The sequence below is a fragment of the Herbidospora yilanensis genome, assembly GCF_001570565.1.
GTDB lineage: Bacteria > Actinomycetota > Actinomycetes > Streptosporangiales > Streptosporangiaceae > Herbidospora > Herbidospora yilanensis.
Map to the genome: position 1 here is coordinate 1 of NZ_BBXE01000036.1, position 25,095 is coordinate 25,095.

Sequence of the window (25,095 nt, forward strand, 5' to 3'; positions counted from 1 at the left end):
CTAACACCTGACATACGCGAGCCCCGGTGCCGAACGGCGCCGGGGCTCTCGCGTTCCGGTGGGAGGGGGTCACGACCAGTCGGGCGACTTGCTCTTGCCGCTCGTCAGCTTCATGACCCCCATGACGGCGAGGCCGATGACGCCGATGATCAGAACCCACTTGAGGAGCCCGAAGACCAGCCCGATGAGCCAGCCGATGACGAAGAAGGCGGCGACCGCCATGACGGCGTACAGAAGAATGCGTCCCATAGGCTTCACGGTAAGTCTCATTTGCCGAGAAATCGCGGGTCAGGCGGCAACATCAGGGACAACTCAGGGGCGTCTCAGGGGCGGTCGTTGACCCTCACACGGTGTCAGCCGATAGACCGGAGGCGTCATGTACAACATCGGAGACTTCGCCAGAATCGGTCGCGTGTCGGTGCGCATGCTGCGCCACTACGACGCGCTCGGCCTGCTCACCCCCGCCCGGGTCGACCCCCTGACGGGCTACCGCTCCTACGAGGCCGCCCAGCTCAGCCGCCTCAACCGGGTCGTGGCCCTGAAGGACCTCGGATTCAGCCTCCAGCAGGTCCGCCAGATCCTCGACGAGAAGGTCGGCGTGGCCGAACTGCACGGGATGCTCCGGCTCCGCCGGGCCGACCTGGAAGCCCGGGTCGAGGCCGACCGGGTCCGGCTGCGAGGGGTCGAGGCGAGGATCCAGATCATCGAGAAGGAGGGCGTCTTGCCAGCCGACGTCGTTGTGAAATCCGTCCCTGCCGTCCGGGTCGCGGAGCTGTCGGCCGTCGCCGAGAGCTACGCCAGCGAGCACATCGGACCCGTCATCCAGCCGCTCTACCCGGAGCTGCACTGCCGCCTGACCAAGGCGGGGGTGGAACTCGCCGGGCCGGGCATCGCCTACTACGAGGAGGCGCCCGACGGCGGAGTGAAGATCCACGCCAGCTTCCCCGTCAACGTCGCGCCGGACCCGGCGTACGACTTCGACGTCGTGGACCTCCCGCCGATCGACCGGGCGGCGACGATCATCCACCACGGGCCGATGGACGGCGTGGACGCGACCATCCAGAACCTGCACCGATGGATCGAGGACCACGGGGAGCGGGCGGTCGGATTCAGCCGGGAGGTGTACCTGGAGTACGGAATGGGCGACCCGGAGAACTGGGTGACGGAGATCCAGGAACCGCTGGCCTGAGACGGCCCGGCGGTGACCCGCGCCCTGAGCGGGGCGATCGACACACCGGCCACGAGCAGTGCGACGGAGCCGAACCACATCTCCCACAGACGGCCGGGGCAGCCGGGGTCAGACACTGTGGCCATCCCAGCCGTAGGGGTTGTCGTAGAACGCCGCGGCCGCGAGCCGGCCGATCCATCGCATGAGGCGATCTTTGGAGCGATGAGCACCGGATCGTAACGCGACGGGTCGCCCAGGTGAGGCCAGGCGGCACGCCGAAGCCGACGAGCTTGAACCGAAGTGCTGGGAGCAGACGAGCCGGGGGGCGGCGCCGCAGAAGGCGCCGCCCCCTGGCTTAGTCGTTGGCGTGGAGGGCGGCGTTGAGTTCGACCTTGCCGCCCGTGCGGGCCTTGGCGACGACCGCGCCGGTCACCGAGTCGCGCAGGAACAGCAGGCCGTTCTGGCCCGACAGCTCCTTGGCCTTGACGACGGTGCCGTCGGGCAGGGTCACCTTGGTGCCCGCGGTGACGTAGAGGCCGGCCTCCACCACGCAGTCGTCGCCCAGGGAGATGCCGATGCCGGCCTGGGCGCCGATGAGGCAGCGCTGCCCGACCTGGATGATCTCCTTGCCGCCGCCCGACAGGGTGCCCATGATCGACGCGCCGCCGCCGACGTCGGAGCCGTCGCCCACGACCACGCCGGCCGAGATGCGGCCCTCGACCATCGAGGCGCCCAGGGTGCCGGCGTTGAAGTTGACGAAGCCCTCGTGCATGACGGTCGTGCCGGACGCCAGGTGGGCGCCGAGCCGGACCCGGTCGGCGTCGCCGACGCGCACCCCGGTCGGGAGCACGTAGTCGACCATGCGAGGGAACTTGTCGACCGAGTAGACGGTCACCGGGCCGCGGGCCCGCAGCCGGGCGCGGACGTTCTCGAAGCCCTCGACCTGGCAGGGGCCGTAGTTGGTCCACACGACGTTGGCCAGCAGGCCGAAGACGCCGTCGAGGTTGGCCTGGTGGGGCTGGACCAGACGGTGGGACAGCAGGTGGAGGCGCAGGTAGACGTCATAGGTGTCGGCCGGCGGGTCGGACAGCTTGCCGATCCCGACCGAGACGGCCACGACCTCGACACCCCGCTCGGGGTCTTCCCTGACCAGGTTCGCCAGGTCGCCCACCTCGACGGCGGCCAGGCGCCGGACTCCCGGCTCGCCGGGGTCGCCGAGGGCGGGGTTGGGGAACCAGACGTCGAGGACCGTGCCGTCGGGGGTGACGGTCGCGAGCCCCACACCGTGAGCACCGGATTCGATGAAAGTCACGGTTCAAGAACCTACCGCTCCCGTCCCGGCCGAAACGACGCGGGAACCGGCCTGTGGAAAACCGCGTCCGGCGGGCGGATATCCACAGGTGGCCACGTCGGGTTCGCCCTCCGTCAACCCGTGTGGTCACGTTGGGTGACCGGGCCCGGACGCGGGCCGCCATCGGGATTCACACGGCGTCAACGGGAGTTCGTATGCGTCGGTTACGTTGCTTCGACACCCTGCCGAAAAGATCGCTCACAGAGGGTGATTAGGTGGACAAGGGGAGATGCCGGGCAGGGGGGACATCTCGGGCATCAGGCGTTCACTGGAGGGTCGCGGGAATGTCGGAGGGCGTCGTTAGGCTCGGTGGGGTGACCGATTTTCCGCCCGATCCGGTGATCGTGGCCGGGCTGCGAAGCGGCGACGAAGAGGTCTTCGCGCTGCTCCTCGACGAATGGTCACGGGGAATGTTGCGGCTCGCCAGGTCATACGTGTCGACGGCGGCGTCGGCCGAGGAGGTCGTACAGGACACGTGGCTCGCCGTGATCCGGGCCGTCGGCACCTTCGAGGGCCGGTCGTCGCTGCGCACGTGGGTCTACCGCATCCTGGTCAACACGGCGCGGAGACGGGGAGAGCGGGAGAGCCGTACGATCCCTGTGAGCAGCGTCGACGGCGAGCGTCCCGACGGCGTCCCGCCCGAGAGGGCCGAGGGCGGTCCCGAGGGGGCGGCGCTGGCCGGCGAGGTCAGGGCGCTGATCGACAAGGCGGTGGGAACCCTCCCGTCCCGGCAGCGCGCCGTGATCACGCTGCGCGACATGGAGGGCTACGGCTCCGAGGAGGTCTGCGAGATCCTGTCGATCTCCCCGGCCAACCAGCGGGTGCTGCTCCACCGTGCCAGGGCGGCCGTCCGCGACCACCTGGCCGCCTATTACGACGGGAGAGGAGGGCCATGAACTGCGACGAGTTCGCCGAACTCGTGACCGCCTATCTCGACGACGCGCTCGACGACTCCTCCCGCCCCCTCTTCCTCGACCACATGGCCCGCTGCTCCGGCTGCACCGGCTACTACGGCCAGTTCACCGCCGCGATCACCGCGCTCGGCGAGCTCCCCGCCCCCGGCCTGTCCCCGAAGGCGCGATCCCACCTGCTGACGGCCTTCCGCGAAGCGAGTTCAGAAAAGCCGGAGTGAGGGTGTAACGCCGGGGCCGGTCGCGGATCTGAGTGGTCATGGCCGATGTGCTGGCATACGCGGAAGGCTGTTTCACCGGGAGCCCCGGCGATCAGGTCGGTGTCGAGCTGGAGTTCCTCGTCCACGATGTGTGCGACCCGGCGCTGACCGTCCCCATCGCGCGGACCACCGGCGCCCTCGGCGGGCTGACCCTCCCCGGCGAGAGCGTGATCACCTTCGAGCCCGGAGGGCAGATCGAGTTGTCCGCGCCACCGGGTCCCCTGCCATCGGCCGTGGCCGCGCTCCAGGAAGACGTCGATCGGGTACGTTCCGCGCTCGCCGCCGCCGGCCTCACCCTCGGCCGGTCGGGGCTCGACGGCCATCGCCGCCCGCTGCGGCAGCTCCACACCCCGCGCTACGACGCCATGGCGGCCTGCCTGGGGCAGCCCTACGGCGCGTTGATGATGTGCTCGACCGCGTCGATCCAGGTCAACCTCGACTTCGGCGCAGACCCGTTCACCCGATGGCGCCGGGCCCATCTGTTCGGGCCGGCACTGGTGGCGGCGTTCGCCAACTCGCCGGGCCCGGTGCCCTGGTTCGGCTCGTGGTTGTCGGGGCGGCAGGCCGTCTGGCTGGCCCTCGACCCGTCGCGCACGGCACCCGTCGGGGCGGGTGAACGGGTGGCGGGCGGGCGGCCCCCCGTTTCGGGCGATGGGGCCGGTGCGCCGGATCCGCCCGGCCGAGGGCATCCGCCCGCCGACTGGGCCGACTACCTTCAGACCGCGAAACTGATGCTCGTCAAAGAGATCGACGGGTCCTGCCGGCAGACGGCGGATGGTCATCGGTTTCGCGACTTCCGGCAGGTGGCGGGGCGGCCGCCGACCCTCGACGACCTCGCCTATCACGCCACCACGCTCTTCCCGCCCGTCCGGCCGCGCGGGTTCATGGAGATCCGCTACCTCGACGCCCTCGGGCCGGTCGCCTGGCCGGTCGCCGTCGCCGTCACCTACACCCTGATCGTCGACGACGCGGCGGCCACCGCGGCGGCCGGAGACGCCCTGGCCGTGGCCGGGCAGTGGGCCGAGGCCGCGCGGTGCGGGCTCGCCGCCCCGGCCTTCCGGCAGGCCGCCGTCGCCGCCTTCCGGGCCGCCGCCGACGCGCTGCCCCGGTGGGGCGCGCCACCGAACCTGATCGACCAGGTCACCGACTACGCCGTGCGGTTCGTCGAACCCGGCCGGTCCCCGGCCGCCGACCTCCTTTTGGAGACGCGATGAAGGAACAGATCGCCGCCCAGCTCCTCGCCGTGCGCGACCGATCTCTCAGCTACACCGACGCCGACGACCACCTCCTCGTCCGCCAGCACTCCCCGCTGATGTCACCACTGGTCTGGGACCTCGCCCACGTCGGCAACTACGAGGAACTCTGGGTGCTGCGCGAGGTCGGCGGCATCACGCCGCTGCGGCCCGAGATCGACGACATCTACGACGCGTTCAAGACGCCCCGCCGCGACCGTCCGTCGCTGCCGATGCTGGGCCCGGCCGAGGCCCGCAAATACATCGAGGGTGTACGCGGCCGCGTGCTCGACGTCCTCGACAAGGTCGACTTCGACGACCCGAACCCGCTCAAGTCGGGCGGCTTCGTGTTCGGGCTGGTCATCCAGCACGAACACCAACACGACGAGACCATGCTGGCCACGCTCCAGTTGTCCCGTGAGCCCGGCCTCGTCAGCGACGGCGACCTGCCCACCGGGCGGCCGGTGTCGGGTGAGGTGTTCGTGCCGGGCGGCCCGTTCACCATGGGCACCGACGTCAACCCGTGGGCCTACGACAACGAACGCCCCGCCCACACCGTCGACGTGCCCGCGTTCTGGATCGACCGGGTGCCCGTCAGCAACGGCGACTACCTGGCCTTCGTCGAAGACGGCGGCTACCGCGACCCGCGCTGGTGGCATCCCGAGGGCTTCCGGCTGGGCCTCCAGGCGCCGCTGTTCTGGACCCGCGACGACGGCGGAAGCTGGTGGCGCACCCGCTTCGGCCGCGCCGAGCTGATCCCGCCCAACGAGCCGGTCCAGCACGTGAGCTGGTACGAAGCCGACGCCTACGCCCGCTGGGCGGGCAAACGGCTGCCGACCGAGGCCGAATGGGAGAAGGCCTGCGCCTGGGACCCGGAAGAGGGCCGGGCCCGCCGCTACCCGTGGGGCGAGGAGCCGCCGGCCCCGGGCCTGACCAACCTCGGCCACCGCGCCGCCCGCCCGGCCCCGGTGGGCGCCTACCCCGCCGGCGCGAGCGCCTACGGCGTCGAGCAGATGATCGGCGACGTCTGGGAGTGGACGTCCTCGACGTTCCAGCCCTATCCGGGTTTCCGCGCGTTCCCCTACCGCGAATACAGCGAGGTCTTCTTCGGGCCCGACTACCGCGTGCTGCGCGGCGGCTCGTGGGCCGCCGATCCGGCGGCCGTCCGCGCGACCTTCCGCAACTGGGACTATCCGCAGCGCCGCCAGATCTTCTCCGGTTTCCGCTGCGCCCGCGACGCTTCGCCGGGGGAGGCCCGCTGATGTGCCGCCACGCCGCCTGGCTCGGCGAACCGCGCCCGCTGTCGTCGCTGATCCAGCAGCCCGACCACGGCCTGCTGAAACAGTCCTACGTACCGAGACGGCAACGCTGGGGCACCGTCAACGCCGATGGATTCGGCATGGGCTGGTACGCCCACGACCGCGTCATCCGATATCGCCGGTCCATCCCGATGTGGGCAGACGCCAACCTCGAAGGCCTGGCCGCCTCGGCGATCTCCGGCTGCCTCATCGCGGCGGTCCGCTCCGCCACCGTCGGCATGCCGATCGAAGAGACCGCCACCGCCCCCTTCCTGGAGGGGAAGTGGCTGTTCAGCCACAACGGCCGCGTCCCCGGCGAGGCGCTGACCGGCCTGAAGGCCCATGAGGCCGAGAGCACCTGCGACTCGGCCAAGCTCGCCGCCGGGGTGTTCGCGCTGGGGCGGCTGGGCTGGAGCCTCGGCGACGCCATCGCCGAGGTCACCACGGCCGCCGGAGGCGCCGACGCGGAGGCGAGGGTCAACCTGCTCGCCACCGACGGCCAGACCATCGCGGCCACCACCTGGGGCGACACGCTCTTCGTGCGGTCACTCCCCGAGGGGGTGCTGGTGGCCAGCGAGCCGCTCGACGACCGCGACGACGGCTGGGTCAGCGTGCCCGACCGCACTCTCGTGCTCGTCACGCCCGACGGAATCGACTGGAGGGACCTGTGAACCTGATCGACGCTGACTACCTGCGGCAGGCGCTGGAGAACGACGTCCGCGCGGGCCTCACGGCGGCGCCGAAATGGCTGCCACCCAAGTGGTTCTACGACGCCTGCGGAAGCGAACTCTTCACCAAGATCACTCGCCTGCCCGAGTACTACCCGACCCGGCGCGAACTGGCCATCCTCAAGGCCCACGCCCGCGAGATCGCCGCGGTCAGCGGCGCCGCCACCCTGGTCGAACTGGGCTCCGGCACCTCCGAGAAGACCGAGCTGCTCCTCGACGCCCTGGCCTCGGCCGGGACCCTGCGCACCTACATGCCGGTCGACGTCGACTCGGTGACCCTGAAGGCCGCGGCCGACCGCCTGTCGGAGCGCTTCGAGGTGGTCGGCGTCTGCGCCGACTTCGAGAACCACCTGTCGCGGTTGCCGCAACGGCCAGACCGGATGGTCGCCTTCCTCGGCGGCACGATCGGCAACCTGGAGCCACCGGCCCGCGAGGTCTTCTTCAAGGAACTGCGCTCGACCCTGACCGACGGCGAGACCTTCCTGCTCGGCGCCGACCTGGTGAAAGACACCTCCCGGCTGATCGCCGCCTACGACGACTCCGCCGGGGTGACGGCGGCGTTCAACCGCAACGTGCTGCGTGTGATCAACCGGCGCCTCGACGCCGACTTCGTGCCGGCCGACTTCGCCCACGTGGCGATCTACGACACCGACCACGACTGGATCGAGATGCGCCTGCGCGCGACCAAAGACATGGTCGTCCACGTCAGGGCCCTCGGCCTGACGGTGATGTTCGCCGAGGGCGAGGAGATGCGCACGGAGATCAGCGCCAAGTTCCGCCAGGCGGGCCTGACCCGCGAACTGGCGATGGCGGGCTTCGAGGTGGAACGGTGGTACACGGACCCGGACGGCGACTTCGCGCTGGTGTTGTCCCGCGCGGTACCGCGCTGACCTCTGGGAGACGAGGCAGCAAGGGCCCTGGCGGAGAGCAGTGCGGCCACCCGTCCGTGTCAGCCGTGTCAGCGTGGCTGCGGCCGCTTGTGCGTCACTTCCACATCGCTACACGTCCAACGCGGCGTTCACCGTCGGGGTCAGCCGGGTCCACACGATCCGGGCCTCCGCCGCGTTCCCCCCGCGCGTACCCATCACCCAGTGGCTCAGTTGGGGAGTCTCGCCGCTGTCCTGGATCACCCACGTCACGCCGGTGTCGGTGCCGTCGCGGAACAGGCGGGCCACGCCCGTGCTGTCGGTCACCACCTTCCACACCGCCGGCGCCGACGGCGCGGCGAAGACACGTTCCCAGGTGGCCGAGCCCTTCCGCATGGTCCAGACGCCCCCCTTCTGCACCGTCAGCATGAGCCGCCTCGCCCCGTTGCACACCTTCGTCCCCAGGCACACGCCCTGGCCGGTCGCGGGGTCGAGGGCGCTGTCGTCCACGACCTGGCCCTGGAACTCCACCGTGAAGTCGCACATCTCGGCGATCGTCTTGCGGGCCGCGACCGGCTTGGCCGTCGTGGAGCGGAGGCGCAGGGCGCCGTCGGAGCCGACGGCCGCGCCCGTGTCCAGGGTCCAGCGGCCGGGGGCGAGGTCCTTGGGCAGGGGGGTGTCGAGGGTCAGGCGGGCCACCTTGATCTCGATCTGGTTGTGCTCCCAGACCACGGCGAGCACGCCGGGGGTGATCTCGGCGGCGCTCGGGTAGACGTCCCAGCCGCGCGCGGTGGTCTTGGTCAGGCGGGGGCCGTCGGCGAACAGACGGCCGGGTTGCCAGGGTTCGCCCGGGTTGGCGACCTTGTAGTGGAGGACCTCGCGGAAGCGGTCGGGACGGGGTTCCCTGATCGGGCCGGCGAAGGTGTTGTAGAGGGCGATCTCCCGTCCTGCTGAGTCGATCATGAAGAAGGTCTTCACGTAGTAGTTGGGCAGGTCGGGGTGGAGCCGCATCGGCGCCCAGGTCAGGCCGCCGTCGGTGCTCGTGGTGGTCGCGCAGTGGGCGGCCGAGACGCGGTAGTGGGGGTCGCGGTCCTCCGGCCGGGCGCGGCGGACGAGCGCCCGGGTCACCATCACCAGTGTGCCGTCCGGGCGCAGGGCGATCTGGGGTTCCTCGACGCCGATGCCCGGTGGGTTGGCGGCCGACGCGCCCGCTTTCCAGGTCTTCAGGTCGGTCGAGCGGAGCACCGCCGCCTGGGACGCTCCGGCGCCCTGACGCCAGAACGGGACCGTCCACACGTCGCCGACCTTCACCGGTTTGCCGGCCACCACGACGCCCCGGGTGTTGGGCGGCACATCGACGCTGATCGGCTGGTCGACCCAGGTCGTGCCGCCGTCGGGGGAACGCTTCATGGTCAGGTGGACGGGGAATCTATCGACGTCGGATTCCTCGCGGTCCTCGGCGACGGTGATGCGGCCGAGGAGGGCGTACACGAAGGAGCCCTCGGTGAAGAGCATCGCGTAGTGGTAGCGGTGGGTGGCGGTGGCCGCCGCGAGGGTGCCCTTCCTCCAGGTGGCGCCGCCGTCGCCGGTGACGGCGAACTTGATGGCGCCCTGGTCGGTGGGGGTGCGGTCGTGGGGGTCGGGTACGCCGGACCGCCAGCACACGATCCATCGGCGGGCGTCGAGGGCGACGATGTCCGGCACCCTGTTGCCCTCGCGGACCAGTTCTCCCGCGGCGTCGCGCTCCACGGTCGCGTCGACGACGACCGGACGGCCGACGCCCGCGCCCACGATTTCACTCATGGGACCCCACCGAAGCGAAGTGTTTGTCTGCTTTCAATAGACAGGAGATGAAATATGTGGCTTCGACCTGCTGATCAGTCGGGCGGCAAGCGGTCTGCAAGCGATGCCGAATACAACTAAGTCACGCGAAACAACGCTTTATCGGGGGATGTTGGCATGCGTACTACCCGGCTCACCCGGCGGCGGACCGACCTCCACGACGGCCCGCGCCGCGACGAGGAGTTCGACCGGACCGGCGAGTTCCGCCGCCCTTCGACCGGCCATCGGCCGCAGGGAAGTCGGCGCGTTCGCGATTGATCGTCGAAGGCTCGGGAACTGGTCGGTCCCACGGTCAGTTCCCGTGCCGACGGCACAGAACCAAACGGGAACAGGTATACCGTCCCGCCACCCGGCGGGTGGACGGGATCGTCGCGGATCTCGGCGAGTTTGGCGCACAACTCGCCGAGATCCACCCGTTTTCCCGGCCTTTCATGGACGAACGCCGCGATGTCCCAGGACGGCCAGATCGGGTCAGTGGTGTCCCGCCGGGATCGTGCCCAGCCGTCCCGCCTGGAAGTCCTCGAACGCCTGCTGCAGCTCCGCCTGGGTGTTCATCACGAACGGCCCGTAGTGGGCCACCGGCTCGCCGATCGGCTTGCCGCCCAGGATGATCACTTCCATGTTCGGCGACCGGGTGTCCTGCGTCTTCGCCGCCGCCAGGGTGATCGTCTCGGCCTGGGTCGCGCCGAATCCCTCGTACACGGCCAGTTGTCCCATCTCGATGGGCTGGCCGTCGCTCCCGGCGGTTCCCCGGCCGGACAACACGTACGCGAGCGCGTTGAAGTCGGACCGCCACGGGATGGACAGCCGCGCCCCGGGCGTGATGCTCGCGTGGATGAGCGTGATGGGCGTGTGGGTGGCTCCGGGGCCGAGGTGACCGGCCACGTCACCGGCGATCACGCGGACCAGGGCTCCGCCGTCGTGGCTGCTCAGCAGCACCACGTTGGTTCGCCCGATGTCCTGATATTTCGGCGCGAGCATCTTCGACTTGGAGGGCAGGTTCACCCAGAGCTGGATGCCGTGGAACAGGCCGCCCTTCTGGACCAGCCACTCCGGCGGCGCCTCCTTGTGGAGCAGGCCCGAACCGGCCGTCATCCACTGGGTGTCGCCGTTGGTGATGGTGCCGCCGCCGCCGTGGGAGTCGGTGTGGTCGAAGACGCCGTCGATGATGTACGTCACCGTCTCGAAGCCCCGGTGCGGATGCCACGGGGTGCCCTTCGGCTCGCCGGGCGCGTAGTCCACCTCGCCCATCTGGTCCATCATGATGAACGGATCGAGATACTTTGGCTTGATCGTGGCCAGTGCTCTTCTGACCGGGAATCCCTCACCCTCGAAGCCTGAAGGCGCGGTGGCGACGGTCAGGACCTTGCGCTCGTGCACGGCCGCCATGGGCTCGGGCAGCCGGGGGAGGGTGAGCGGGTTGTCCACGGTTACGGCGGGCATCTGGGGCTCCTTCCTGCTTGTCGACTATGCACCCACAACTTGGTTGAGGTTTCAACTATTCCGGAGGACGTTCCCGTATGACCCCTCACGAGGCCCGGAGCCGGTTCCGGGCCGGGCTTAAGACGCCCACCGCAGGGTGGTGTCCCGGGTACGCCCAGGCCAACCTGCTCGCCGTGCCCGCCGACCTCGCATACGACATGCTGCTCTTCGCGCAGCGCAATCCCAAGCCCTGTCCGGTCCTCGATGTGGGAGATCCTGGGGCCACAAGCCTGCCGATCTTCGCGGGGGACCTGCGGACCGATCTGCCGGGCTATGTCGTGTACGAGAACGGCGCACCCGTCGCCGAGGTCACCGACGTGACCCGGTTCTGGCGGGACGATCTCGTGCCGTTCCTGATCGGGTGCAGCTTCACCTTTGAAGACGCCCTGGTCAGAGAGGACATACCGGTCAGGCATCTGGAGACGGGCGGCAACGTGCCCATGTATCGCACCTCGGTGCCGTGCCGCCCGGCCGGGCGGTTGTCGGGGCCGATGGTGGTGTCGATGCGGCCCATCCCGGCCGGGCGGGTCGCCGACGCGGTCCGCGTCTCCGCGCGTTATCCGGCGGTCCACGGCGGGCCCGTCCACATCGGAGACCCGGCGGGCCTGGGGATCGACGACCTCGACGTGCCCGACTTCGGCGATCCGGTCGAGGTCCGGCCGGGGGAGGTGCCGGTGTTCTGGGCCTGCGGGGTCACCCCGCAGGCCGCGGTGATGGCGGCCGGGGTCCCGTTCGCGATCGGCCACGCGCCGGGGCACATGGCGATCACCGACGTCCGGGACTCGGCCTACCAGATGTGACTAGAGGCCGTAGGTCTCCAGCAGGCGCAGCCACACCTCGCTCACCGTCGGGAACGACGGCACCGCGTGCCAGAGCTTGTCGAGCGGCACCTCGGCGGTGATCGCGATGGTGGCGGAGTGGAGCATCTCGCCGACCGCCGGGCCCGCGAAGGTCACGCCGACGAGCACCTTGCGGTCTTCGTCGACCACGGCCTTCGCGCGCCCGATGTAGTTCTCGGCCGACAGGTAGGCGCCGGTGATGCCGCTCATGTCGTACTCGACGGAACGGATGTTGAGCCCCCGCCGCCGCGCCTCCTCCTCGGTGATCCCGACCGCGGCGACCTGCGGGTCGGTGAAGACGACCTGGGGCGGGCCGTAGTGGTCGGCCTGGTCGCGCATCGACGGCAGGTCGTCGGCCCGGCGGTTGGCGCGGGCCGCGATCACGTCGCCGCACAACCGGGCCTGGTATTTGCCCATGTGGGTGAGGAGCGCCCGGCCGTTGGCGTCGCCGACCGCGTAGAGCCAGTCGTGCGCGGTCGAGCGCATGCTGTCGTCGACCTCGATCGGGCGGCCGTCGGGCAGGCCGACGGTCTCCAGGCCGATGTCGACGCCGATGCGGCGTCCGGCGGCGACCAGGATCTCGTCGGCGGCCAGCGTCGTGCCGTCGGAGAGGTGGGCCACGACCTCGCCGCCGGTCCGCTCGACCCGCTCGATCCGGGTGCCGAACCTGATGTCGATGCCCCGGGCCGCGAGCGCGTCGGCGACCATCGTGGCGGCGAAGCTCTCGCACCGGCCGAGCAGCCGGTGGCCGCGCACGACCATGGTCGTCTCGGTCGCGCCCAGCGCGTGCAGCGCCTGGGACATCTCGCACGCCACCACGCCGCCGCCCAGCACGATCAGCCGGCCCGGCACCTTCTTCACGCCGGTGGCCTCGCGGTTCGTCCACGGCCTCGCCTCGGCCAGCCCCGGGATCGGCGGGATGGCCGCCAGGCTGCCCGTCGCCACCACGACCGCGTGCCGCGCGGTCAGCACCCGGCCGCCGACGTCGACCTTCCGCTCCCCGGCGAGCCGGGCCCGGCCCCTGATGTACGTGGCCGGCAGCGACTCCAGCCAGCGCGCCTGGCCGCTGTCGTCGTAGTCGCCCACCGCCCAGTCACGCCGCGCCAGCACCGCCTGGACGTCGATCGGCCCCGCCGTCAGACCGGCCGCCCGCTCGACCTCACCGGTCAGGTCGACGGGGCGCAGCAGGGCCTTACTCGGCACGCACGCCCAGTACGAACACTCGCCACCGGCGAGCTCGGCCTCGATCACGGCCACCGACAGGCCGCCGCGTACGGCCCGGTCGACGACGTTCTCCCCGACCGGCCCCGCACCCATAACGATCACGTCGAAGACGTCAGCCATCTCTTCCTCCCGTTGATCTCCGATCCGACCGTATCTCGCGGGCCGCTAGATCCGATCTAGCACGCGGCCTCGCGCCTATGGGGCATGACAGACACCGCGATCGAGACGAACGGTCTCGTCAAGGTCTTCGGCGACAACCGCGCCGTCGACGGGCTCGACCTCACGGTCCCGGCCGGCGCCGTGTTCGGCGTGCTCGGCCCCAACGGCGCCGGCAAGACCACCGCCGTCCGGATGCTGGCCACGCTGCTGCGTCCCGACGGCGGCACCGCCCGCGTCTTCGGCCACGACGTCGTCGCCGAGGCCGACGCCGTACGCTCCCTGGTCGGCCTCACCGGCCAGTACGCCTCCCTCGACGAAGACATGACCGGCCGGGAGAACCTCGTCCTCATCGGCCGCCTGCTGGGCTTCCGCAAACCGGCCGCGCGGGCCCGCGCCGACGAGCTCCTGGAGGCCTTCGGCCTCACGGCGGCGGCCGAGCGGCAGGTCAAGAACTACTCCGGCGGCATGCGGCGACGCCTCGACATCTCCGCGACGCTGCTGAACACGCCCCGGCTGCTGTTCCTCGACGAACCCACGACGGGCCTCGACCCGCGCAGCCGCAACCAGGTGTGGGACATCGTCAGGGCCGTCGTCTCCTACGGCACGACGGTCCTGCTGACCACGCAGTACCTCGACGAGGCCGACCAGCTCGCCTCCCGGATCGCCGTGATCGACCACGGGAGGCTGATCGCCGAGGGCACCCCCGGCGAGCTCAAGTCGTCGGTCGGCGCGGGCACCGTCCACGTGCGGCTGCGCGACCCGGGCCAGCGGGCCGACGCCGAGAAGCTGCTCTCGGCCGCCCTGGGCGCCACCGGGACCCCCGACCCCGACCCCCGCCGGGTGGTCATCCGGGTGCCCGGCCACGGCACCGAGTCCGGCGCGGCCGAAGACGCCGCCCGCGCGTTGTCGGAGCTGGCCGCCGCCGGGATCGTCATCGACGACTTCTCCCTCGGTCAGCCCTCCCTCGACGAGGTCTTCCTCGCCCTCACCGACCACCCTGCCACCGAGAAGGAGACCGCAGCATGACCGCCACCACCGCGACCGAGACGGCCGAGCCGGTCTACGTCCCCGCCGCCGAGACCATCGGCGCGGTCCTCGACCCCCGGGAGCGGCCGGCCCGGCCGAGCGCGTTGTCGGCGTCGCTGACGTTCGGGTGGCGGGCCGTGCTGAAGATCAAGCACGTGCCGGAGCAACTGTTCGACGTGACGGCGTTCCCGATCATGATGACGCTGATGTTCACCTACCTGTTCGGCGGCGCGCTGGCCGGGTCGACCGGGGAGTACCTGCAGTTCCTGCTGCCCGGGATCATGGTGCAGAGCGTCGTGATGACCACCATGTACAGCGGGCTGGCGGTGAACATCGACATCGCCAAGGGCGTGTTCGACCGGTTCAAGTCGCTGCCGATCTGGCGGCCGGCGGCTCTGGTGGGCAACCTGCTGGGCGACGTGCTGCGCTACGTGCTGGCCTCGCTGGTGATCACCGTGGTCGGGCTGATCCTGGGCTTCCGGCCGGGCGGCGGGGTGATGGGCGTGGCGGCGGGCATCGGGCTGCTGGTCGTCTTCTCGTTCGCCTTCTCGTGGATCTGGACGATGTGCGGGCTCTACCTGCGCAGCGAGAAGTCGGTCATGGGGGTCAGCATGCTCGTGCTGTTCCCGCTGACCTTCCTGAGCAACATCTTCGTCGACCCGTCGACCATGCCCGGGTGGCTGCAGGCGTTCGTCGAGGTCAACCCGATCACCCGGCTGGTGGCGGCGGTCCGGTCGCTGATGTCGGGCGACCCCGACATGGGCGAGCTGACCTGGGTGTTCATCGCCACGGCGGCGCTGCTGGCCATCTTCGGGCCGCTGACGATGCGGGCCTACAACCGCAAGTAGCCGCTCAGAGCCGCCAGCGGACCGGCGACTCCGGCCGGTAGCCGCACGAGGAACCGGTGCTGATCGACCCGCGCAGATGGGAGGCGAGAGACGGATGGCGTTCGCCGAGTTTGCGCAGGGTGTCGCGGATGCGGGCGGTCACCGTCTTGCGGGCCCGCTCGGCCTCGTCGCCCAGCCGCCGGTCGCGCCCGGCCAGCCCGGCGGCGGCGCGCAGTTCGTCGAGCAGGGCCTGCCGCTCCCGGTCGAGGGCGGCGGCCCGTTCGTCGTCGCCGAGCCCGGCGGCCCGGTCGATCTCCTCGTCGAGCCGGGCCAGGTGGCGGCGGTAGCGGGCCTTGGCCTCGTCGTCGAGCACGGCGTCGCCGCCGAAACCGCGGGCCGCGACCACCTCGCGGCCCCCTTCGGGGTTGAGCAGCCGGACCGCCGGGATGTCGGTGCCCGGCGAGCCCAGCAGGAGGTGGAGGTCGCGCAGGCCCTTGGCGTCGGGCATGCGCACCACCAGGTCGTCGTAGGCGAGTTCCCAGACGTCACCGTCGCGGCGGAACGTGGGCGCGAGCCGGGGAGGCCGCGCCGGGGCGGCCTCGGGCCGGATCTCCTCGACCTTCCGGCGGATGTGGCGCATGCCCAGCTCGGCCGCCTCGGCCGCCGCCTCGTCGAGCGCCACCCGGCCGCGCAGCGGCTCGCCGGCGGCCAGCAGCGCCCGGCCGAGCCCCACCTCCGCCTCGACGACCCACGGCCGGGCCTGGAACGCCACGGCGGAGTCGCGGGCGGCGGTGAAGCGGGCGATGGCGTCGTCCCACCGGCCGCGCGAGGCGGCCAGCACGCCGAGCCAGTGGTCGACCGGCCCGGCGATGTCGCAACCGCCGATGCTGACCAGCCAGCCGCCCGAATGGGGGAGCAGTGTCTCGGTCGCCCACGCCGTCAGCTCGGGGTCGGCCGACTCGGCCGCCGCGTGGGCGATGAACCGCAGCCCGAGCGGGGCGAAGCTGCGGGGATAGGCGTCGAGGCGGTCGTCGGGCAGCACGCTCAGCGCGCCGGCGAGGTCGCCGGCCTGCAGGGCCGTGATGCCCGCCAGCAGGTCGACCTGGTTGTGACCCGTCGACCGGAGACGCTCCAGCACCGCCGGGATCTCGGCGAACCGGCCCTGGTGGAGCAGCGCCGACCACAACACGTGGTCGCTCATGAAGCCGAACATCTCGCGGCTGTCCTCGGCGATCACCTCGATCGCGCCGCGCAGGAACTCCTCGGCCTCCGCGAACCGGCCGGCCAGGGTCATGATGATCGACTGGTCGACGCGGGCGGAGAAGATCATGCGTTCGCCGCCGACCCGCAGGGCGAAGGCGGTCGACTCGCTGAACTGGTCGAGGTAGGCGGGGTCGCCCGCCTCCAGCAGCGCCACCCAGCGCAACGACGCGGCGAAGTGTTCGGTGTCGGTGTCGGAGGCGCGCCGGGCGACCGTCTCCATCTCGCTGGTCAGCTCGATGCGCTCGGCGGCCGTGCCCAGCCCGAACAGCACGTCGTGGCGGGCGGCCAGGCCGAAGGCCAGCGCCTCGTGGTCGTCGCCCGCGCGGGCGACCGCCGCGATGTGGACGGCGAGCTCGTCGGCCATCGCGTCGGGCGTGGTCGGGTCGCTCCCGATCAGCGCCTGGTAGGCGATCCGCACGACCTCGGTGCTGCGGCCACCGGGGAAACCGCCGATCATGCCGGGCCCGTCGATCCGGTAGTAGCTGATCGCCACCCGGGCCAGCAGGTCGGGATCGCCCGTCTGCTGGGCGAAGGTCCAGGCCGATTCGAGGGTGGCGCGGGTCTCCTCGACGTCGTCGAGGTGGAACAGGCAGGAGCTCAGCTCCATGGCGATCATCGCCCGGCGGCGCGGTTCGAGTCCCTCGCCCCGGTCGGCGGCCCGCCGCAGATGGCCGATCGACTCGTCGATGGCCATGCGCCCATGGGCCTCGCCGGCCGCCGACAGCAGCCGCTCGACCGCGACCGCCGACGGCAACTCCCGGCCCGCCTGGTAGGCGTGGCGGGCCTGGTCGGCCGGCAGGAGGAGGGCCTTGAGCGCCGGATCGGCGTCGAGGACCGTGATCACCCGGGCGTGCCGCCCGGCCGCGCCCTCGCCGAGCGACTCGTAGAGCGTCTCGCGGACGAGATCGTGGGCGAACGCCAGCCGCCCCTCACCCGACTGGACGACCAGCCGCGCGGCCACGGCCTGCCCGAGCAGCCCGTCGACGCGGGCGGCCGGCAGCCCGGCCAGCGCGGCCAGCACGTCGCGGTGGAACTCGCGCCCCAGCACCGACGCGTCGGTCAGCAGTTCGGCCACCCGCGGCGGCAGCAGCGAGACCCGTTTCTGCAGCGCGTCGCGCACCCCCGGCGCGATCGCGGTCACCGAGCCGCCGCCCTGCCAGAGCCGGGTGGTCTGCTCGACGAAGAACGGGTTGCCGCCGGTTCTCCGGTGGACCTCGTCGACCACCGCCGGTTCGGGCACCCGCCCGGCGGTGCGGGCCATCAGCGCGCCGACCTCGTCGCGCCCCAGCCCGGTGAGGGAGATGCAGGTCGACTTCGCCACCAGCGGCATGATCAGCGGCGCCAGCGGATGGTCGGGCGCCTCGGCCTCGACGTCGCGGTAGGTGCCGAGCAGCAGCAGCCGCTCGAACCAGGTGTGCTGCGCGGCGAACTCCAGCAGCTTCAGCGACGCCGTGTCGGCCCAGTGGAGATCGTCGAGCACCACCACGACCGGACGGCGCTGCGCCACCGACACCAGCGCCGTCGTCACCGCGTCGTAGAGCCGGAACCCGTCGAGCACCTCCTTGCCGCCGCCCGACCGCTCGCCCAGCAGGATGGCCAGCACCTCGGCGGCGTCGGGCCCCACCGACGACCACTCGCCGGCCCGGCGCAGCGCCCGGATGACCTGCACCCAGGGCCAGTAGCCGGGGGCGCCGCCCGACTGCCAGCACGACCCCCCGAGCACGAGGGCGCCCGCCCGTCTGGCCTCTTCGACCCCGCCGGTGACCAGCGTGGTCTTGCCGATCCCGGCCTCGCCGGTGACCAGCACCAGGCCGCCGTGGCTGTCGAGGGCCCGGCCGATCTCGGCGCGCAGCAGCCCCGCGGGATGGTCGCGCCCGATGAGCTGAGAGTCCATCAGATCCTCCTGACGGGGAGATCGGGTGCGGGCGGGCGGGAGAAACCGCCCCCTACCGGGAGCGGAGGAGTAGCTCCTCTACGCTATCGACCGGCGCCGACATTTTGCGTTGTGAAACCAGTGCGGGGATCATGCAGAATGAGGCACTGAGCGCCCTTAGCTCAGCCGGATAGAGCAGTGGACTTCTAATCCACCGGTCGGGGGTTCGAATCCCTCAGGGCGCGCGCATCTCCCTAAGCCGACGACTCCTCTTCGGGCTCGTCGGCCGGTTCCTCTCGGCCGAACAGCAGGGCCAGCACCTTCAGGGCCCTGGCGCTGTGTTTCTCGGAGAACGTCGCCGCCGACGCCTCGACGACCAGCAATATCGCGAGCACGGCCGCCACTCCGAGGGCGACCGCGAGAAACAGGCCGGTGGAGTCCTCCGGGGCCATCGCGAATGACCCCGCGGCCGCGGCGGCGCTCGATGTGGGCACGACCCACCTGGCGTTCACGGGAGAGACATTTCGTGTCCGGGTCCCTTCGCTCAGCAGTGACTCAAAAGATCAAGCCCTTGCTTGCCGCGAGCCTATCCGACGGCGGTCACGCTCCGTAGCAGGTCGTGAGTGGTTTTTCCAGTGCCGCCCCGGTCGTGCTTCGGCTACCCTCAGGCCGCATGTTCGTTGTGTCGCGGGCCGACGAAGTCCCGCTGTCCGGCGGCGACGTCACCGAGGGCGTGGTCCGGGTCGGTGACACGGTCCGCCGTCCGCTGAAGGCCACCTCGCCCGCCGTCCACACGCTGCTCCGTCATCTGGAGGCCGTCGGGTTCGACGGCGCGCCCCGGGTGCTGGGCATCGACGAGCTGGGGCGGGAGGTGCTGACCTTCGTGCCGGGCGACGTGCCGGGGCGGCCCTTCCCGGCGGGTGAAGACGTGCTGGCCGAGCTGGCCCGGCTGCAGCGGCGCTATCACGACGCGGTCGCGGGGTTCCGGCCGGGGCCCGGCGCGGTCTGGGAGACCGGGTCGGCCGACGACGCCGAGCCCGAGGTCGTCGGGCACTGCGACGTCACGCCCGAGAACGTCGTGTTCCGCGACGGGCTGCCGGTGGCGCTGATCGACTTCGACATGGCACGGCCGGTGTCCCGGTTGTTCGACGTGGTCACCACGTTGCGTCACTGGGCGCCGATCGCCGATCCGGTCGACCGCGACCGCGGCGATCTCGACACCGGGCGGCGCATCCGGGTGTTCGCCGACGCCTACGGGCTGAGCGCCGCCGAGCGGCTGCGGCTGCTGCCCACCGCGCGGTTGCGCCTCGATCGTTCCTACACCGCCATGAAGCACAAGGCCGAGACCGAGGGCGGCGGATGGGCGGTCATGTGGGACGCGGGCATCGGGCAGCGCATCCGGCGGGCCGCCGCGTGGCTTGATGCGAATGAGGATGATCTGCACCGTTTCCTCCAATAGGAGAGAATGCGTGCGTGATGGGGGAGGAAGCACGGGGGATCGCGCTCGGGGTGGCCTTGGACGCATTGGTCGGAGATCCCCGGCGGGGGCATCCGGTGGCGCTGTTCGGGACCGCCGCGACCACGCTGGAACGGCGGGTCTATCGCGACTCCCGCACCCGGGGACTGATCTTCACCGCGGTGTGCGTCGGCTCGGTGACCGCCCTGGGCGCCCTGCTCCCAAGGAAGACGGTGGTCACGGCCGCCGCCACGTGGGCGGTGCTCGGCGGCACCACCCTCGCCCGTGAGGGCGCGAGCATGGCGCGGCACCTGGCCGACGACGACCTCGCCGCCGCCCGCCGCCGGTTACCGCACCTCTGCGGCCGCGATCCGGGCAACCTGGGCGAAGACGAACTGGCCCGCGCGACCGTCGAGTCGCTCGCCGAGAACACCTCCGACGCCGTCGTCGCGCCTCTCTTCTGGGGCGCGGTCGCGGGGGTGCCCGGCCTGCTGGCCTACCGGGCGATCAACACCCTCGACGCCATGGTCGGCCACCGTTCGCCCCGCTACGAGCGGTTCGGCTGGGCGGCGGCCCGCCTCGACGACGCCGCCAACTACATTCCGGCCCGTCTCACGGGGTTGCTCACCGCGTTGTGCTCCGGTCGTTTCCGGCCCACTCTCAGAACCATTCTTCTGTACGGCTCCCGCCACCCCAGCCCCAATTCCGGCCAGTGCGAGGCGGCCTTCGCCGGAGCCCTGAACGTGACCCTGGGCGGCGTCAACGACTACGGCGGCCGCCTCGAACACCGTCCCGAACTCGGCGACGGCCCCCGGCCCACGAAGCGGGACATCTCCCGCGCGGTGACGCTGGCCAGGCGGGTGGCCTGGGCGGCGGCCGCCCTGGCGGTGCTGGCGAGGCGGCGATGAAGGGCGCGCTGCTGGTCGCCGGGACCACCTCCGACGCCGGGAAGAGCGTCGTCACCACCGGGATCTGCCGGTGGCTGGCCCGCCGGGGGGTGCGGGTCGCGCCGTTCAAGGCGCAGAACATGTCGCTCAACTCCTTCGTCACCGCCGACGGCGCCGAGATCGGGCGGGCGCAGGCGACCCAGGCCGCGGCCTGCGGCGTCGAGCCGACGGCCGACATGAACCCGGTGCTGCTCAAGCCGGGCAGCGACCGCCGCAGCCAGGTCGTGGTGCGGGGCCGGCCGCTCGCCGACGTCGACGCGCTGACGTACCCGAACCTGAAGCAGCACCTCAAGGCGGTCGCGCTGGAGTCGCTGGCCCGGTTGCGGGCCGAATACGACGTCGTGGTGTGCGAGGGCGCGGGCAGCCCGGCGGAGATCAACCTGCGGGCCGACGACATCGCGAACATGGGCCTGGCGCGGGCGGCCGGCCTGCCGGTGGTCGTCGTGGGCGACATCGACAGGGGCGGGGTGTTCGCCCACCTCTACGGCACCCTGGCGCTGCTGGAGCCCGAGGACCAGGCGCTCGTCTCCGGGTTCGTGATCAACAAGTTCCGGGGCGCGGTCGAGCTGCTCGAACCGGGGCTCGACATGCTGCGCGGGCTGACCCACCGCGAGGTCTACGGGGTGCTGCCCTGGCTCGACGGATTGTGGATGGACGTCGAGGACTCCCTCGCGCTCGACGACCGGCCGGACACCGGCGACGGCCACATCGACGTCGTCGTGGTGCGCTATCCGCGCATCTCCAACTTCACCGACCTCGACGCCCTGGCCGCCGAACCCGGGGTGAACGTCAGGTTCGTCACCTCGCCCCGCGAGATCGCCAAGGCCGACCTGGTCGTGCTGCCCGGCTCCCGGGCCACGGTGAGCGACCTCGCCTGGCTCAGGGAACGCGGCATCGCCGACGCCCTGCTCAGGAGACGGGGCCCGATCGTCGGGATCTGCGGCGGTTACCAGATGCTCGCCGAGAGCATCCACGACGACGTCGAGTCGAAGCTGGGCACGGTGCCCGGATTGGGCCTCCTCCCGGCCACAGTCCGGTTCGTACCGGAAAAAGCGCTGGCCAGGCCGACGGGTGAGGCATACGGTCACCGCGTGGCCGCGTATGAGATCCACCACGGCGTCGTCACCCCCGCCCCGGGTGCCGAACCGTTCCTCGACGGGTGCCGCCGTGGCGACGTGTGGGGCACCACCTGGCACGGGGCCTTCGAGAACGACGGGTTCCGCCGGGCGTTCCTGGCCGAGGCCGGCCTGCCGGTCGAGAGCGCCGTCGACTTCGCCGGGCTGCGCGAGCGGCGCCTCGACGCCATCGGCGACCTGATCGAACGGCACCTCGACACCGACGCCCTGATCGACCTGATCACGACAGGCCCGGGACACGGAAAGGCCGTCATCCCGCCGGGCGGCCCCCGATGGGCCTGATCGCGGTCACCGCCGCCTTCGCCGTCGTCGGCCTGGCGACGGGGATCGCCCTGCTCGCGACGGTCCGGCGGCACCACCGCCGCCGGCCGCCCCGCCCGTGACCGCTACGAGCCGTTCTTCTGGGCGCTGATCCAGTTGTCGATGGCCGTCCACTGGTCGAACAACCAGGAGATCTGGGCCTCGCGTTCCCTCGGCACGTCCTCGGCCGCCCAGCGCCACCACTTGGCCGTGATGCGGGCCTCTTCCGGCAGGTGCCGCCACACGTCGCCGAGGGTGATCAGGTCGTCGAGGCCGGTGTGCGCGACGAAGATCACGTCGGCTTCCGGGCAGGCGGTCATCGCCGCGATGGCCCCGTTGGGCCGGGGCGGCAGCAGGTGGGCGAGGCGTTCGGCGCGGGCCGCCTCGGCGCGCAGGCCGCGTTCGCGCAGCCGCCTTATCGCCCGGAACCGGCGGCCCGGGGTGAAGTTGCCGCCCTCCGGGAAGATCACGAGGGCGTCGTCGGCGTCCATGTCGGAGGCCAGCCGGGAGATCTGCGCCACGATCCCGCTCTCGGCGGTCTTCTTCGGCACGAACGCGTTGGGCAGCCGGTTGATCACCACGTCGACCGACGGGTCGAACTGCAGGGCCGCCTTCATCACGATGCGCGGACGCCGCTGGTAGCGGGCCAGCAGGTGGTAGACGAGCAGGAACGAGTCGCCGGGGCCGGCGTGGCGCGACAGGACGATGATCGGCCGGGTCAGCCGGCGGGCGGCCTCCTCGCCGGTCAGCGCGGGCTCGTCTATGGAGACCGAGAGCCGGAAGATGGCCACCGCCGCGTTGTAGACGTTGGTCAGCAGCCAGCGGATCAGGGCGTAGTGGCGTTCCTGGTGGCCGGCCTCGCTCAGCCGCCCCCCGAAGCCCGACGCCACCCACAGTTCGAGGCTGGCGATCAGCGCCGCCGACTCCAGCGCCAGCCACACCACGGCGAACACCACCAGCCGCATGCCCCGGCGGCGCGGCGGCGGCAGGCGCAGGCCGACGATGAATCCGAACACGAGCCACACCGGCAGGGTGACGATGACGGCGACGGTCAGCACGATCACCAGCGGCGCGAAGACCAGCCGCCGGACGATCCGGGGAGGGAGCATGACCGTGGGCCTCCTTAGTTCATAGGTCCGCCAGGTAGGCGGCGGAGGCCTCGTAGGCGCGGCCCGCGTGGCGGGCGATCCGGGAGGCGTCGCGGTAGCGGAGGTCGGACAGGCCGGGACGGCCGCCGAAGGCGGCCGGCATCACGTGGACCTCGATGTCGTCGGACAACGAGGCCATCTCTTCGGCGAAGCGGTGACGGCGGGCGATCTCGAAGGCGACCAGGCCGACCTCCCACGGCTTCGCGGGAGGTTCGAGCGGGCGCTCGATCCGGCCGACGTGCAGGACGAAGATGCGGGTCGCCCCCAGGGCCACCGCGCGGCCGACCGGGATGCTGTGCACCAGCCCGCCGTCGACGAAGTGCTCACCGCCGATGCGCACGGGCGGCAGCAGCCCCGGCACCGCGCACGAGGCGAGCACCGCGTCGGCGAGCGGCCCTTCGGTGAACCAGTGGGCGCGGGCCCTCTGGATCGACGCGGCGACGCACTGGAAGGGCACCTCCAGCTCCTCGAACGTGCCGGGCAGGTGGCCTCCCAGCAGGCGGCGCAGCGGGTCGATCGGGTGGAGGTGGGTGCCGGTCCGGGCCAGGGTGGACAGGCGGGTCATCCACGAACCGGCGAACGCGGTCCGCACGATGTGGGTGCTCCAGAGCTCGCTGAGCCGGTCGACGGCGTCGGCCGGGTGGGCGGCCAGGACGACCCCGTTCAGCGCGCCCACCGAGGTGCCGACGATCAGGTCGGGCTTGATGCCGGCCTCGGCGAGGGCGCGCAGCATGCCGACCTCGTGGGCGCCGAGGACCCCGCCGCCACCGAGTACGAACGCCGTCTGGTTCACGTATTCCAACCTAGGTCAGGGAATGAGGAGCAGTTTCCCGGTCGTCCGGCGGCCTTCCAGGTCGTCGTGGGCCCGGCGGGCCTCGGCCAGGGGGTAGCGGTTGTAGACCGCCACGTCGAGTGACCCGTCGGCGACCCAGCCCAGCACGTCGTCGGCCCGTTCGAGCAGCTCGGCGCGGGTGGCCACGTAGTGGCCCAGGGTCGGGCGGGTGAGGAACAACGAACCGGCCGCGTTCAGGCGCTGGGGGTCGAACGGGGGGACCGGGCCGCTGGCGGCCCCGTAGAGGGCCAGCAGGCCCCGGGGGCGCAGGGCCGCGAGGGAGTCTTCGAAGGTGGCGGCGCCGACGCCGTCGTACACGACATGACAACGGTTGCGGACGCCGGCGGCCACGTCGCCGTAGCGGAGGACCTCGTCGGCACCGGCCGCGCGGGCGAGCTTCTCCTTGGCTGCGGAGGAGACGGTGCCGATCACGTGGGCGCCGCGCATCTTGGCCATCTGGATCAGCAGCAGGCCCATGCCCCCGGCGGCGGCGTGGATCAGCACGACCTCGCCCTCGCGCACGTCGTGGGTCGAGCGGGTCAGGTAGTGGGCCGTCATGCCCTGGAGCAGCACCGCCGCCGCCAGGTCGAGGTCGAGGCGGTCGGGGACCGGCACCAGCCGGTCGGCCGGGACGATCTGCTTCTCGGCGTAGCTGCCGACGACGTTGGCCCAGGCCACCCGGTCGCCCAGGCCGACCTCTGTGACGCCGGGGCCGGTGGCGCACACCGTGCCGGCGCCCTCGGAGCCCGGGACGAACGGGGTCGGGAGCGGGTAGCGGCCCTCGCGGTGGTAGACGTCGATGAAGTTGACGCCGCTCGCGGCGACCTCGACCAGCGCCTCGCCCTCCCCGGGGACGGGGTCGGGCACCTCCGCGTGGTCGAGAGCCGATGAGCCGCCTGGTGTGGTGACGATGATCGCTCGCATGGC

General features: G+C 71.6%; 24 protein-coding genes and 1 tRNA gene. 15 read left to right on the forward strand and 10 right to left on the reverse strand.

The features are described 5' to 3' along the window. Positions 1 to 69 precede the first annotated feature (69 nt). Positions 70 to 249: a hypothetical protein gene (locus AW273_RS28120; RefSeq protein WP_062354432.1), complete on the reverse strand. Its 180-nt coding sequence runs from the start codon at positions 247 to 249 to the stop codon at positions 70 to 72. Positions 250 to 376: 127 nt separating this feature from the next. On the opposite strand from AW273_RS28120, the gene AW273_RS28125 reads away from it, so the two are divergent. Continuing rightward, the gene (locus AW273_RS28125; protein ID WP_062354435.1) at positions 377 to 1,189 is read left to right on the forward strand and encodes a MerR family transcriptional regulator; all 813 of its coding nucleotides are present in this window, start codon (positions 377 to 379) and stop codon (positions 1,187 to 1,189) included. 334 nt (positions 1,190 to 1,523) lie between these two features. Here AW273_RS28125 and dapD read toward each other — a convergent pair whose 3' ends face one another. After that, positions 1,524 to 2,480 (reverse strand): 2,3,4,5-tetrahydropyridine-2,6-dicarboxylate N-succinyltransferase, encoded by a 957-nt coding sequence (dapD, locus tag AW273_RS28130; protein WP_062354438.1) that lies wholly within the window; start codon positions 2,478 to 2,480, stop codon positions 1,524 to 1,526. Between the two features lie 353 nt (positions 2,481 to 2,833). Here dapD and AW273_RS28135 point away from each other — a divergent pair, with 353 nt between their 5' ends. From AW273_RS28135 to egtD, 6 genes are read left to right on the forward strand one after another with little or no spacing between them, the layout of a single operon-like run. Next, positions 2,834 to 3,415 (forward strand): RNA polymerase sigma factor, encoded by a 582-nt coding sequence (locus tag AW273_RS28135; RefSeq protein ID WP_232327633.1) that lies wholly within the window; start codon positions 2,834 to 2,836, stop codon positions 3,413 to 3,415. Then, on the forward strand, positions 3,412 to 3,651 hold the full coding sequence (locus tag AW273_RS28140) for an anti-sigma factor family protein (protein ID WP_062354444.1): 240 nt from the start codon (positions 3,412 to 3,414) through the stop codon (positions 3,649 to 3,651). The genes AW273_RS28135 and AW273_RS28140 overlap by 4 nt, the downstream gene beginning before the upstream one ends. Before the next feature lie 38 nt (positions 3,652 to 3,689). Beyond that, positions 3,690 to 4,904: a glutamate-cysteine ligase family protein gene (locus tag AW273_RS28145; RefSeq protein WP_062354447.1), complete on the forward strand. Its 1,215-nt coding sequence runs from the start codon at positions 3,690 to 3,692 to the stop codon at positions 4,902 to 4,904. Continuing rightward, entirely contained in the window at positions 4,901 to 6,184 is a 1,284-nt protein-coding gene (gene egtB, locus AW273_RS28150; RefSeq protein ID WP_062354450.1) for an ergothioneine biosynthesis protein EgtB, read from the forward strand. The genes AW273_RS28145 and egtB overlap by 4 nt, the downstream gene beginning before the upstream one ends. After that, positions 6,184 to 6,891 carry an ergothioneine biosynthesis protein EgtC gene (gene egtC / locus AW273_RS28155; RefSeq protein ID WP_062354453.1) on the forward strand — a complete coding sequence of 236 codons (708 nt, stop codon included), beginning with the start codon at positions 6,184 to 6,186 and terminating at the stop codon, positions 6,889 to 6,891. The genes egtB and egtC overlap by 1 nt, the downstream gene beginning before the upstream one ends. Further along, entirely contained in the window at positions 6,888 to 7,838 is a 951-nt protein-coding gene (gene egtD / locus AW273_RS28160) for an L-histidine N(alpha)-methyltransferase (RefSeq protein WP_232327634.1), read from the forward strand. The genes egtC and egtD overlap by 4 nt, the downstream gene beginning before the upstream one ends. Positions 7,839 to 7,946: 108 nt before the next feature. Here the strand turns inward: egtD and AW273_RS28165 are convergent, their stop codons facing one another. Beyond that, positions 7,947 to 9,617: a sialidase family protein gene (locus tag AW273_RS28165; RefSeq protein WP_062354458.1), complete on the reverse strand. Its 1,671-nt coding sequence runs from the start codon at positions 9,615 to 9,617 to the stop codon at positions 7,947 to 7,949. A 156-nt stretch (positions 9,618 to 9,773) separates the two neighbouring features. On the opposite strand from AW273_RS28165, the gene AW273_RS37540 reads away from it, so the two are divergent. Continuing rightward, complete coding sequence (locus AW273_RS37540; RefSeq protein WP_157556241.1) at positions 9,774 to 9,914, forward strand: hypothetical protein; 141 nt, start codon at positions 9,774 to 9,776, stop codon at positions 9,912 to 9,914. Positions 9,915 to 10,127: 213 nt separating this feature from the next. Here the strand turns inward: AW273_RS37540 and AW273_RS28170 are convergent, their stop codons facing one another. After that, positions 10,128 to 11,099 (reverse strand): pirin family protein, encoded by a 972-nt coding sequence (locus AW273_RS28170; protein ID WP_062354460.1) that lies wholly within the window; start codon positions 11,097 to 11,099, stop codon positions 10,128 to 10,130. 77 nt (positions 11,100 to 11,176) lie between these two features. On the opposite strand from AW273_RS28170, the gene AW273_RS28175 reads away from it, so the two are divergent. After that, complete coding sequence (locus AW273_RS28175; protein ID WP_062354462.1) at positions 11,177 to 11,938, forward strand: putative hydro-lyase; 762 nt, start codon at positions 11,177 to 11,179, stop codon at positions 11,936 to 11,938. On the opposite strand, the gene AW273_RS28180 is transcribed toward AW273_RS28175, so the two are convergent. Next, positions 11,939 to 13,321 carry a dihydrolipoyl dehydrogenase family protein gene (locus AW273_RS28180; protein ID WP_062354465.1) on the reverse strand — a complete coding sequence of 461 codons (1,383 nt, stop codon included), beginning with the start codon at positions 13,319 to 13,321 and terminating at the stop codon, positions 11,939 to 11,941. An 84-nt stretch (positions 13,322 to 13,405) separates the two neighbouring features. Here AW273_RS28180 and AW273_RS28185 point away from each other — a divergent pair, with 84 nt between their 5' ends. Beyond that, positions 13,406 to 14,386: an ATP-binding cassette domain-containing protein gene (locus AW273_RS28185; RefSeq protein WP_062354468.1), complete on the forward strand. Its 981-nt coding sequence runs from the start codon at positions 13,406 to 13,408 to the stop codon at positions 14,384 to 14,386. Then, entirely contained in the window at positions 14,383 to 15,234 is an 852-nt protein-coding gene (locus AW273_RS28190) for an ABC transporter permease (RefSeq protein ID WP_062354469.1), read from the forward strand. The genes AW273_RS28185 and AW273_RS28190 overlap by 4 nt, the downstream gene beginning before the upstream one ends. Positions 15,235 to 15,238: 4 nt before the next feature. On the opposite strand, the gene AW273_RS28195 is transcribed toward AW273_RS28190, so the two are convergent. Beyond that, positions 15,239 to 18,370, reverse strand: coding sequence for an ATP-binding protein (locus tag AW273_RS28195; RefSeq protein WP_083950110.1), 3,132 nt, complete (start codon positions 18,368 to 18,370; stop codon positions 15,239 to 15,241). 150 nt (positions 18,371 to 18,520) lie between these two features. On the opposite strand from AW273_RS28195, the gene AW273_RS28200 reads away from it, so the two are divergent. Beyond that, positions 18,521 to 18,594 (forward strand) — tRNA-Arg (locus AW273_RS28200). A 9-nt stretch (positions 18,595 to 18,603) separates the two neighbouring features. Here AW273_RS28200 and AW273_RS28205 read toward each other — a convergent pair. Further along, the gene (locus AW273_RS28205; RefSeq protein WP_062354471.1) at positions 18,604 to 18,861 is read right to left on the reverse strand and encodes a hypothetical protein; all 258 of its coding nucleotides are present in this window, start codon (positions 18,859 to 18,861) and stop codon (positions 18,604 to 18,606) included. A gap of 161 nt (positions 18,862 to 19,022) precedes the next feature. Here AW273_RS28205 and AW273_RS28210 point away from each other — a divergent pair, with 161 nt between their 5' ends. The 3 genes from AW273_RS28210 to AW273_RS28220 are packed head-to-tail and all read left to right on the forward strand — an operon-like array spanning position 19,023 to position 22,170. Further along, entirely contained in the window at positions 19,023 to 19,808 is a 786-nt protein-coding gene (locus AW273_RS28210) for a phosphotransferase (protein ID WP_062354473.1), read from the forward strand. 17 nt (positions 19,809 to 19,825) lie between these two features. Beyond that, complete coding sequence (locus tag AW273_RS28215) at positions 19,826 to 20,713, forward strand: cobalamin biosynthesis protein (protein ID WP_062354475.1); 888 nt, start codon at positions 19,826 to 19,828, stop codon at positions 20,711 to 20,713. Next, positions 20,710 to 22,170, forward strand: coding sequence for a cobyric acid synthase (locus tag AW273_RS28220; RefSeq protein WP_062354477.1), 1,461 nt, complete (start codon positions 20,710 to 20,712; stop codon positions 22,168 to 22,170). Before AW273_RS28215 ends, AW273_RS28220 begins: the two co-directional genes overlap by 4 nt. Before the next feature lie 104 nt (positions 22,171 to 22,274). On the opposite strand, the gene AW273_RS28225 is transcribed toward AW273_RS28220, so the two are convergent. The 3 genes from AW273_RS28225 to AW273_RS28235 are packed head-to-tail and all read right to left on the reverse strand — an operon-like array spanning position 22,275 to position 25,092. Continuing rightward, complete coding sequence (locus tag AW273_RS28225; RefSeq protein ID WP_062354478.1) at positions 22,275 to 23,297, reverse strand: 1-acyl-sn-glycerol-3-phosphate acyltransferase; 1,023 nt, start codon at positions 23,295 to 23,297, stop codon at positions 22,275 to 22,277. 19 nt (positions 23,298 to 23,316) lie between these two features. After that, positions 23,317 to 24,129 carry a patatin-like phospholipase family protein gene (locus tag AW273_RS28230; protein WP_062354705.1) on the reverse strand — a complete coding sequence of 271 codons (813 nt, stop codon included), beginning with the start codon at positions 24,127 to 24,129 and terminating at the stop codon, positions 23,317 to 23,319. Between the two features lie 15 nt (positions 24,130 to 24,144). Further along, positions 24,145 to 25,092 (reverse strand): quinone oxidoreductase family protein, encoded by a 948-nt coding sequence (locus tag AW273_RS28235; protein ID WP_062354481.1) that lies wholly within the window; start codon positions 25,090 to 25,092, stop codon positions 24,145 to 24,147. Positions 25,093 to 25,095 lie beyond the last annotated feature (3 nt).

Bases quoted from the DNA above. Each gene is read 5' to 3' on its own strand.
- AW273_RS28125 (WP_062354435.1), top strand. From the start codon at position 377: ATGTACAACATCGGAGACTTCGCCAGAATCGGTCGCGTGTCGGTGCGC.
- AW273_RS28140 (WP_062354444.1), top strand. From the start codon at position 3,412: ATGAACTGCGACGAGTTCGCCGAACTCGTGACCGCCTATCTCGACGAC.
- AW273_RS28180 (WP_062354465.1), bottom strand. From the start codon at position 13,321: ATGGCTGACGTCTTCGACGTGATCGTTATGGGTGCGGGGCCGGTCGGG.
- AW273_RS28120 (WP_062354432.1), bottom strand. From the start codon at position 249: ATGGGACGCATTCTTCTGTACGCCGTCATGGCGGTCGCCGCCTTCTTC.
- AW273_RS28165 (WP_062354458.1), bottom strand. From the start codon at position 9,617: ATGAGTGAAATCGTGGGCGCGGGCGTCGGCCGTCCGGTCGTCGTCGAC.
- AW273_RS28145 (WP_062354447.1), top strand. From the start codon at position 3,690: ATGGCCGATGTGCTGGCATACGCGGAAGGCTGTTTCACCGGGAGCCCC.
- AW273_RS28210 (WP_062354473.1), top strand. From the start codon at position 19,023: ATGTTCGTTGTGTCGCGGGCCGACGAAGTCCCGCTGTCCGGCGGCGAC.
- AW273_RS28195 (WP_083950110.1), bottom strand. From the start codon at position 18,370: ATGGACTCTCAGCTCATCGGGCGCGACCATCCCGCGGGGCTGCTGCGC.
- egtC (WP_062354453.1), top strand. From the start codon at position 6,184: ATGTGCCGCCACGCCGCCTGGCTCGGCGAACCGCGCCCGCTGTCGTCG.
- AW273_RS28220 (WP_062354477.1), top strand. From the start codon at position 20,710: ATGAAGGGCGCGCTGCTGGTCGCCGGGACCACCTCCGACGCCGGGAAG.
- AW273_RS28170 (WP_062354460.1), bottom strand. From the start codon at position 11,099: ATGCCCGCCGTAACCGTGGACAACCCGCTCACCCTCCCCCGGCTGCCC.
- AW273_RS28215 (WP_062354475.1), top strand. From the start codon at position 19,826: ATGGGGGAGGAAGCACGGGGGATCGCGCTCGGGGTGGCCTTGGACGCA.
- AW273_RS28190 (WP_062354469.1), top strand. From the start codon at position 14,383: ATGACCGCCACCACCGCGACCGAGACGGCCGAGCCGGTCTACGTCCCC.
- AW273_RS37540 (WP_157556241.1), top strand. From the start codon at position 9,774: ATGCGTACTACCCGGCTCACCCGGCGGCGGACCGACCTCCACGACGGC.
- AW273_RS28185 (WP_062354468.1), top strand. From the start codon at position 13,406: ATGACAGACACCGCGATCGAGACGAACGGTCTCGTCAAGGTCTTCGGC.
- AW273_RS28225 (WP_062354478.1), bottom strand. From the start codon at position 23,297: ATGCTCCCTCCCCGGATCGTCCGGCGGCTGGTCTTCGCGCCGCTGGTG.
- AW273_RS28235 (WP_062354481.1), bottom strand. From the start codon at position 25,092: ATGCGAGCGATCATCGTCACCACACCAGGCGGCTCATCGGCTCTCGAC.
- AW273_RS28175 (WP_062354462.1), top strand. From the start codon at position 11,177: ATGACCCCTCACGAGGCCCGGAGCCGGTTCCGGGCCGGGCTTAAGACG.
- egtB (WP_062354450.1), top strand. From the start codon at position 4,901: ATGAAGGAACAGATCGCCGCCCAGCTCCTCGCCGTGCGCGACCGATCT.